Source organism: Nostoc cf. edaphicum LEGE 07299, assembly GCF_015207245.1.
Taxonomy (GTDB): domain Bacteria; phylum Cyanobacteriota; class Cyanobacteriia; order Cyanobacteriales; family Nostocaceae; genus Nostoc; species Nostoc edaphicum_B.
Window position 1 is genome coordinate 1 of the sequence record NZ_JADEXF010000245.1, and the last position, 6130, is coordinate 6130.

7 protein-coding genes are annotated in these 6130 nt (G+C 41.3%); 2 read left to right on the forward strand and 5 right to left on the reverse strand.

From position 1 onward, the window contains the following. The 4 genes from IQ229_RS09435 to IQ229_RS09450 all read right to left on the reverse strand — a co-directional run. On the reverse strand, positions 1–148 hold a 148-nt coding region (locus tag IQ229_RS09435), incomplete at its 3' end, for a Uma2 family endonuclease (RefSeq protein ID WP_194043144.1). Positions 149–391: 243 nt separating this feature from the next. Then, positions 392–940, reverse strand: a complete 549-nt coding sequence (locus IQ229_RS09440) for a GNAT family N-acetyltransferase (RefSeq protein WP_194043146.1) — start codon at positions 938–940, stop codon at positions 392–394. Then, entirely contained in the window at positions 937–1722 is a 786-nt protein-coding gene (gene map, locus IQ229_RS09445) for a type I methionyl aminopeptidase (protein WP_194043148.1), read from the reverse strand. The genes IQ229_RS09440 and map overlap by 4 nt, the downstream gene beginning before the upstream one ends. Continuing rightward, positions 1722–2738, reverse strand: a complete 1017-nt coding sequence (locus IQ229_RS09450) for a Gfo/Idh/MocA family protein (protein WP_194043150.1) — start codon at positions 2736–2738, stop codon at positions 1722–1724. The genes map and IQ229_RS09450 overlap by 1 nt, the downstream gene beginning before the upstream one ends. Positions 2739–3384: 646 nt before the next feature. On the opposite strand from IQ229_RS09450, the gene IQ229_RS09455 reads away from it, so the two are divergent. Further along, positions 3385–3684 (forward strand): ferredoxin, encoded by a 300-nt coding sequence (locus IQ229_RS09455; RefSeq protein WP_194043152.1) that lies wholly within the window; start codon positions 3385–3387, stop codon positions 3682–3684. A 276-nt stretch (positions 3685–3960) separates the two neighbouring features. Here the strand turns inward: IQ229_RS09455 and IQ229_RS09460 are convergent, their stop codons facing one another. Then, on the reverse strand, positions 3961–5688 hold the full coding sequence (locus IQ229_RS09460) for a SpoIID/LytB domain-containing protein (protein ID WP_194043154.1): 1728 nt from the start codon (positions 5686–5688) through the stop codon (positions 3961–3963). Between the two features lie 115 nt (positions 5689–5803). On the opposite strand from IQ229_RS09460, the gene IQ229_RS09465 reads away from it, so the two are divergent. Next, positions 5804–6067, forward strand: a complete 264-nt coding sequence (locus tag IQ229_RS09465; protein WP_194043156.1) for a ParB N-terminal domain-containing protein — start codon at positions 5804–5806, stop codon at positions 6065–6067. Positions 6068–6130 lie beyond the last annotated feature (63 nt).

The following is a 6130-nucleotide window of genomic DNA, read 5'->3' on the forward strand; positions in this document are numbered from 1 at the left end:
CTATAAATCCCACAACTTTTTCATGCGCTCCGGTTGGGGGTGGCATTTCAACAATTACTCCTTTGTGCAATTCATAGCGTTTAGCGTCATTGGGATACCATTCAATAAATTCATTGAAGGTGAGTAATTTGGGCAACGCTTGAGTCATAATCTTACCTCCATATATGTTTTACTTTCTCATGTAATAAATACTGATTTTTAGTTGATAAAAGTTGCACTTATGTTTTTTTATTAGCTTGAAAAAGTGTAAATATTTATCCCCAAAGAATACGATTTGATTATTCTAACTACCTTTAATCAAGCAAAAATAAAAAGAAAAAATTGAATTCGGAAAAGTTTGCTGAGAATCAATTCTCTCCTTAAGATTTTTAAGTTTAGCTTACGGCAAGCTCTATAGAGGGCGTTGCCAAGGTGAAGCAAACTGGCGATAACCTACATCTTGGAAAGCTCTAATCATTGGTGTATTGAGGACATCGGTATCACAAAATATCTGCCAAACACCAATTTTTTGGAGTATATGCGTGGCTTGGCACAGAAGGTCATAAATGTAACGCTTCTCTCGCTGTTTGGGGACAACACCAATATAGTAGATTGTGCCTTCTTCTAGATTCTCTTTGCGACACCCGCGATATATTACTGGTTGGATAAACCCTACTAATTCACCTATATTGTTATATCCAAGTTGCCACCATTGTGGTTCATAATCAAAGTCATTCCTAACTTGTGCCATTAACTTTGCCGCCGCCTCATCTGCTCCCAGTTTTCTAACTGCCTTTTGATCGCTTCGGTCTAATGATGAACTCATAGCACAGCTTACGGCAGCAGTAAAATCTTCTATACTGACATCGTTGAGCGAATGAAATATAAGTCTTTCAGGAACTGGGATTAGTGGCTTTGGTTCCTCCCAAACGAAAGGAATTTTTTCATAGTATGTTGTCATATAGCCCAGTAATTCTCGCCTTCGGGTAGGGTAAGGATTTCAACGCCATCTTCAGTTACAGCTAAGGTATGCTCGCATTGAGCGGATAGTTTGCGATCGCGCGTTACCGCAGTCCACTTATCGCCCAGAACCTCGACTTCATAAGTACCCTCGTTAATCATTGGCTCAATGGTAAAAACCATCCCCGATCTGAGGCGCTTACCCTTACCGCGTGTGCCATAGTGGGGAACATCCGGCGCAGTATGGAAAATATTACTAATGCCGTGGCCAACGAAATCTCGCACTACAGAAAAGCCTTGTGCTTCAGCATACTCTTGAATGGCTGCACCAATATCGCCAATGCGTGCCCCAGGTTTAACTTCAGCAATACCTAGACGGAGACACTCTTCTGTCACCTCTACCAGCTTCCTTGTTTTTGGGGAAGGAGTACCAACAAAGAATGTCTTCGATGTATCGCCGTGATAACCCTCAACAATCGGCGTTACATCAATATTAATAATGTCACCTTCCTTAAGAATTTGCTTGGCGTTGGGAATGCCGTGACAAATTACCTCATTTACACTAGTGCAAATCGATTTAGGATAACCCTTATAGCCAAGGGGTGCGCTTTTTGCTCCATGCGCTTGCGTCCAACGTTCGGCTTCATCATTTAGTTCAAGAGTGCTAACCCCTGGTTTCACAAAGGGTTCTAGATGCTGGAGAAGTTTAGCTGCTAAACGCCCAGCTTGACGCATTTTCTCTATTTCTCGTTGGGATAAAATAACAATTAGTTCAGTTTTCATTAACTTTTATCTAAAGTATCTTTCATAAACATAGTTAACCCTGTCTGTGCAGCTCTTTGTGCAGTATCAGCAACCTTTAGGGTATACAAGCTTTCCTCTGGGGTAACGTACAAAGGAGTGCCCTCAAAAAGATGGTCTAACACCATACTCGTGTCTTTGACGAACAAACCCCGTCGAGGGCCAACCTCTATAGATGTTGTTTCCCCTGGCTGGACGAATATTCCGGTGTCGCCATCAAAAATTAAACCACCTTTTTCACCGTGAACTTCAAACTTGCGTTCTGATTGCCAAATACTTTCGCCTTTGCCATACACTACTTGGGCTAAAAGTCCACTGTTAAAGGACAGTTCACTAGTGCAGAAACAGGTTCGGTAGTATTCCGGTTCTATTTCCCAATATCGCTGGTGACAGTTAACAGTAAATACTGTACCAAATAAATCGATGAGGCGATGTAGCCGAGACAATGCCCCCATTAAGGGAAAGCCAAAAAACTCGTGGTTATAAGTCCATTTGCGGGGTGCAGGATTTTGAGGATTGATGGTGCTGTAGCGAACATAAAACACCTCACCAATTCTGTCTAAGTTTTTCTTCAAAGCTTGATGCAAACCACCCAAAAGTTCCAGATGTTCAACGTGCAGGAGTTTTTGTTGTGCTTTGGCTAAGGCAATCAGTTCCTCAGCTTCAAATACATCCAACGAAAGAGGGTACTCTACAATTATATGTTTGCCGTTGGTAAGTGCTGCACGAGCGATCGCACCATGATCTCGATTAATAGTGGAGATCGCTACTAGGTCTATATCTTCACGTTCTACCAGCTCTTGCCAAGTACTCAAGATTTCAATCTGGTACTCTCTGGCAAAGGTTTCGGTTTTTTCTCTTGTATGACCAACAACTGCGACTATATGCGATCGCTCATCATGGAGCAATGCCTCAGCCCGAAACTTTGCCGCATACCCAGTACCTACCAAACCTACACGCACTCTTGCTTTTTCCAAAGCTGCTTCTGAATTATACATGATCCTCATTAGTTCTGTTTTTAATCTTTCCACGCTTCTAGTGGTGAGATTCTCTCTGTATGGGGTTCACCAGTCTAGACTCTACAACATTCGTCCTACCCCCTCAAGGATAAATAAGACTTTATTTGCAGCTAGATAGAATTACGTGTACTCAAAAAGGAAGACTTTAAAAGGAAAAGCCTTTTTTAATCTATAATGTCAGAAATTTGTCAATATAATGAACAAAAAAAAATGGCAAAAGAAAAATTACATCTTTACTGTACTGTTATGTTTTTTTCTATAACGAGCGCATTTAAATCAGATTAGAAAATGAAACAGCCCTATTTTTTAAAGGAGTTAGGGAATCTCTTCTACGTAAGTTTTACACAATATCAGTAACATTAACCTTACTCATGTTTACTTTTCGAACATATAATTTTTTCTAATCACAACCTGACTAGGGTAGAAAATAATATAAATAAAACTTATCAGGATTAAGTAACTAAATTTCATTACTAATCGGGTTCAATTTCCAGTTATATCGTTTAATTTTTCTCGTAGTATCAGAATTGAAGCAAATTTAAACCAGCGGCTAATTCCACAGAACTGCCGTGACCTTTGCCTTAAGATAACTTATACTGCCGTTTGCAAAAGAGAGGATTACTCAATGCCAACTTATAAAGTGACACTAGTCAACGAAGCTGAAGGTCTAAACCAAACACTTGACGTTGATGATGATGTCTATATTCTAGACGCTGCTGAAGAAGCTGGTCTTGACCTGCCCTACTCTTGCCGCGCTGGTGCTTGCTCGACCTGTGCAGGTAAAATCACCAAGGGTACTGTCGATCAGGGCGATCAGTCATTCTTAGATGATGAACAAATAGAAAAGGGATATGTACTGACTTGTGTTGCTTACCCAACCTCTGATGTAACAATCGAAACTCACAAAGAAGAAGACCTTTACTAAGAGTTAACCGACTCAAACATAAACCTCTTGCAAGAGTTACTAATTTCGACAAAATAGAAGCAGGATATCTAGAGTTAACACCCTTGCAATGCAATAGCGTGTCTACCTCTAAAAGCGACTTTGATAAAAAGTCTAATTTTATAATGAGCAGGAACACAGTAAATCTTGTGTTCCTGCTTAATTTTTTTAGTAGGGAGTTTCCTATCTATTCTATAATTTTGGCCTCTTTTTAGCTCCCGACTTTTAGCTCACAGATGCAACTTGAATGCCAATAGCTCAAAGCTTAATTTCTTTGTTGAGAATTTGAATCTGAGTACCAGGATAGTAAAACTGGAGAATTTTTGGACTTGACCAACCTAGTTTCGCTAAATTCTGAGCGCCAGTTTGACTCAAGCCGACTCCATGTCCTAATCCACCACCAATAAAAGCATATCCCCAGAGTTCCGATTTGCCTTTGTTCAGGGGTTGGATGTAAAAAAGCGTACTTGTAGGGGCTGCAAAAGCACTGCGAACTTCGTCTTTGTGCAAAATAAAGGTGCTGCGATCGGTTTTAACTGCAAGTTCAAGGATACGTCCACTCTGGCTTCGCTCTACTACTGCCATAGCCTGAATTGTCTTAAATTTGGCATGGGGACTGTTTTTCACTTGTAAAAATTTCTGCAAGTCCTTGATAATATCCTTTAAAGGGGTTTCTTTATGCCAACGAAACATATCCCACTTGCTTTCATTAAATCCTTGTTGCGTATTAATAAATTTCTGAAAATTCTTTTCATCTGCTAAATTCTGCTTAGACAAGTTCCAAAAATTAGTCGGAGCATCCAGTACAGGGCGCAAATAGGGACGATCGTCGCCATTCCAGACATCGCTAAAGGAAGCGGTGACGCCACCAGTGGTAGAAGAATATAGGGCGTCTACGAGTTCATTTTTATAAGTTAGTACTTTACCCCTGGTTGAGGCGATCGCTTGGTCTGTTTTGGCAGCTGCTCCCTTCAACCCATAATAAACTTGGCAGTGAGTATCAGCACACAACTGATAGTTATCTGCGGCAAACCTACGTAAATTTCTCAAGGCATAAGTCCGGGCGAGAATTGCCTGAGCTTCCAGCGCCGCTTTTGGTGCATCTGTTCCTATTTCGTAAGGTACAACCCCACGCAAATAAATTTCTAAAGGTACTTGGTTAACCAGAGTGTATGTGCCATAAGCATTTGGTTGCAAATTCATTCGACCGGCATAAAGACGAGCAAACTCTTGTTTTTCGGTTTTATTTACCCGAATTAAGTTTTTATCAGTGCTAATTTCCAAGTCATTCGGGCTATAGCGATTACCATCCACCACCCAACTCACTCGCGGCACTTGCTTCAAAACTTTAGTATCAAGATATACTTTTTGTTGGGTAGAAGCTTGGATGTTTTGTAATAACAAGCGTCGCAGTAAAGGGGTGCTGTAAACATCTCGTTTGGCCCAAACCTGCCAGCGTTCTGGCTGGGCTATTTCCACTTCCATTCCCTGAGAACGCCATTTTTTAGCACTGTCTTCCGCAGTTTCAAAAGTGCGGTATGTGCCCAAAACTACTACTTCTTCGACTGCTGGCTGGGGTAAAGCTTGCATGACTGTTTCCAGCTTTACAGGATTTTTCGTAAACAGGATTTGCTGTTTATTGCCCGCTTGAAATTTTAGCTTTAAGCGATCGCCTTTCATCGGTTCCAGTTGCAGCTTGGCTGTGGCTTCGGCGCCAAATCGCTGCACAATTCCAATTTTAAGTTCTATATCCTGGATGTTGCTCTCAGGCCCTGATGCAGCAGTCAGTCCTAATAGACAAAATGTTGTCAGCACAGTGTGAGGAAAACGCCAAAACGAAAATTTCATGGCTACCTGATAGCGTTCGCGTAGCGTCTGCAAGAGTTGCGATCGCGAGTAATCTCTCGTAGAGAGGGTCTTCTGCCCCTTAATGAGTCGTTGGAGCCGATTTTCCAATTGCTTTGTAGCGCGGTTTTTTTGTCGCATGAATGCTCCAATGATACCATTACCAATTTTGCCCTAAATATTAGTTGCAAAACGAAGTCATAATGACTATGATTTATTTAGGGAGAAAAAACAGAACTAGTTGGATAAACTCTTTATGGTTAGAGTCCAAGAAATTCCATTAAATCAGATAAAACGGCCATTGCCCCGTACAAACGATCCAAATAAAGTACAAGCCTTAATGGAATCGATTGCGGAGATTGGGCAGCAAGAACCTATTGATGTTCTAGAAGTAGATGGACAATATTATGGCTTTTCTGGTTGCCATCGGTATGAAGCTTGCCAGCGTTTAGGCAAAGAAACCGTTTTAGCAAGAGTCCGTAAAGCACCCCGTAGCGTTTTAAAGATGCACTTGGCATAGAAAATGGAGATTGGGCATGGGGCATGGGGAATGGGGCATGGGAAGATGAGGGAAATGAAGGAG